This window comes from Acetobacter orleanensis (genome assembly GCF_001581005.1).
Lineage (GTDB): Bacteria > Pseudomonadota > Alphaproteobacteria > Acetobacterales > Acetobacteraceae > Acetobacter > Acetobacter orleanensis.
This window is the reverse complement of record NZ_LHZV01000021.1, coordinates 1-2,500: the sequence shown is the minus strand read 5'-3', so window position 1 is coordinate 2,500 and position 2,500 is coordinate 1. Positions and strand designations below refer to the sequence as shown.

The 2,500-nt window shown below is 55.0% G+C and carries 2 rRNA genes (1 of these 2 cut by a window edge); both read left to right on the top strand.

The features are described from left to right. Positions 1-2,250, top strand: a 23S ribosomal RNA gene (locus AD949_RS00175) (it extends 490 nt beyond the left edge of the window). A 125-nt stretch (positions 2,251-2,375) separates the two neighbouring features. Then, positions 2,376-2,491: ribosomal RNA gene (gene rrf, locus AD949_RS00170) — 5S ribosomal RNA — on the top strand. Positions 2,492-2,500: the final 9 nt, after the last annotated feature.

Below are 2,500 nucleotides of genomic sequence, written 5' to 3'. Positions count from 1 at the left end.
CCTGAAACCGAATGCCTACAAGCAGTCGGAGCCTCTTATGGGGTGACGGCGTACCTTTTGTATAATGGGTCAGCGAGTTTCTGTTTGCAGCAAGCTTAAGCCGTTAGGTGTAGGCGTAGCGAAAGCGAGTCTGAATAGGGCGCATAGTTGCTGGCAGAAGACCCGAAACCGAGTGATCTAGCCATGGCCAGGCTGAAGGTGCGGTAACACGCACTGGAGGGCCGAACTCACGCCTGTTGAAAAAGTCGGAGATGAGCTGTGGCTAGGGGTGAAAGGCCAATCAAACTCGGAAATAGCTGGTTCTCCGCGAAATCTATTGAGGTAGACCGTCAGGAATTTACCCCGGGGGGTAGAGCACTGGATGGGCTAGGGGGGCCCAAAGCCTTACCAAACCTAACCAAACTCCGAATACCCGGAAGTATTAGCCTGGCAGACAGACAGTGGGTGCTAAGGTCCATTGTCGAGAGGGAAACAGCCCAGACCACCAGCTAAGGCCCCTAAATCGTGGCTAAGTGGGAAAGGATGTGGGGATTCCAAAACAACCAGGAGGTTGGCTTAGAAGCAGCCATCCTTTAAAGAAAGCGTAATAGCTCACTGGTCTAATAGAAACCCTGCGCCGAAAATGTAACGGGGCTCAAGCCACGTGCCGAAGCTGTGGGTGCATACTATGTATGCGCGGTAGCGGAGCGTTCCGTAGGTCTGTGAAGGAGGCGGGGTGACCCCCTCTGGAGATATCGGAAGTGCGAATGCTGACATGAGTAGCGACAAACAGTGCGAGAAACACTGTCGCCGAAAGTCCAAGGGTTCCTGCGCAAGGTTAATCCACGCAGGGTTAGTCGGCCCCTAAGGCGAGGGCGAAAGCCGTAGTCGATGGGAATCAGGTGAATACTCCTGAACCTGCCAGAAGTGACGAATGCAAGATGTTGTCAGTCCTTAACGGATTGGACTGGCTTTTGGCGCATTCCAGGAAATAGCTCTGGCATATAGACCGTACCCGAAACCGACACAGGTGGACTGGTAGAGAATACCAAGGCGCTTGAGAGAACGATGCTGAAGGAACTAGGCAAATTACTCGTGTAACTTCGGGATAAACGAGACCCGTTAGTGGGCAACCATTGGCGGGTGGCACAGACCAGGGGGTAGCGACTGTTTAGTAAAAACACAGGGCTCTGCGAAGTCGAAAGACGACGTATAGGGCCTGACGCCTGCCCGGTGCCGGAAGGTTAAGAGGAGGTGTGAGAGCACTGAATTGAAGCCCCGGTAAACGGCGGCCGTAACTATAACGGTCCTAAGGTAGCGAAATTCCTTGTCGGGTAAGTTCCGACCTGCACGAATGGCGTAACGACTTCCCCGCTGTCTCCAGCATCGGCTCAGCGAAATTGAATTCCCCGTGAAGATGCGGGGTATCCGCGGTCAGACGGAAAGACCCTATGAACCTTTACTGCAGCTTTACAGTGGCATCAGAGACATTCTGTGTAGGATAGGTGGGAGGCTTTGAAGCAGGGGCGCCAGTCCTTGTGGAGCCATCCTTGAAATACCACCCTGAATTTTTCTGATGTCTAACCGCGGTCAGTTAGCCTGATCCGGGACCCTGTATGGTGGGCAGTTTGACTGGGGCGGTCGCCTCCCAAAGTGTAACGGAGGCGCGCGATGGTGGGCTCAGGCCGGTCGGAAACCGGCTGCTGAGTGCAATGGCATAAGCCCGCCTGACTGCGAGAGTGACAGCTCGAGCAGAGACGAAAGTCGGCCATAGTGATCCGGTGGTCCCGCGTGGAAGGGCCATCGCTCAACGGATAAAAGGTACTCTAGGGATAACAGGCTGATCTCCCCCAAGAGTCCACATCGACGGGGAGGTTTGGCACCTCGATGTCGGCTCATCACATCCTGGGGCTGGAGCAGGTCCCAAGGGTTCGGCTGTTCGCCGATTAAAGTGGTACGTGAGCTGGGTTTAGAACGTCGTGAGACAGTTCGGTCCCTATCTGCCGTGGATGTTGGAGATTTGAGAGGATTTGTCCCTAGTACGAGAGGACCGGGATGAACATACCTCTGGTGCACCGGTTGTCGCGCCAGCGGCACCGCCGGGTAGCTAAGTGTGGACGGGATAACCGCTGAAAGCATCTAAGCGGGAAACCCACCTCAAAACTAGATCTCCCTGAGAGCCGTGATAGACCATCACGTTGATAGGCCAGGTGTGGAAGCGCAGTAATGCGTGCAGCTAACTGGTCCTAATCGCTCTATAGGCTCACTCTCATACTGTCCCCTTAAAAGGACAGCCCGTGCACAGAAATCATCCATGCACGCGTCACACACAAAAAACTCTCTTTAAACAAACACCAACCGCATCCACACCACCCCACTCCGGGTGGACTGGATGACCTGGTGGCCATGGCGGGGAGTGATCCACCCGATCCCATCCCGAACTCGGCCGTGAAACCCCCCAGCGCCTATGATACTGCGGCTTAAGTCGTGGGAAAGTCGGTCGCCGCCAGGTCTTCCAGTC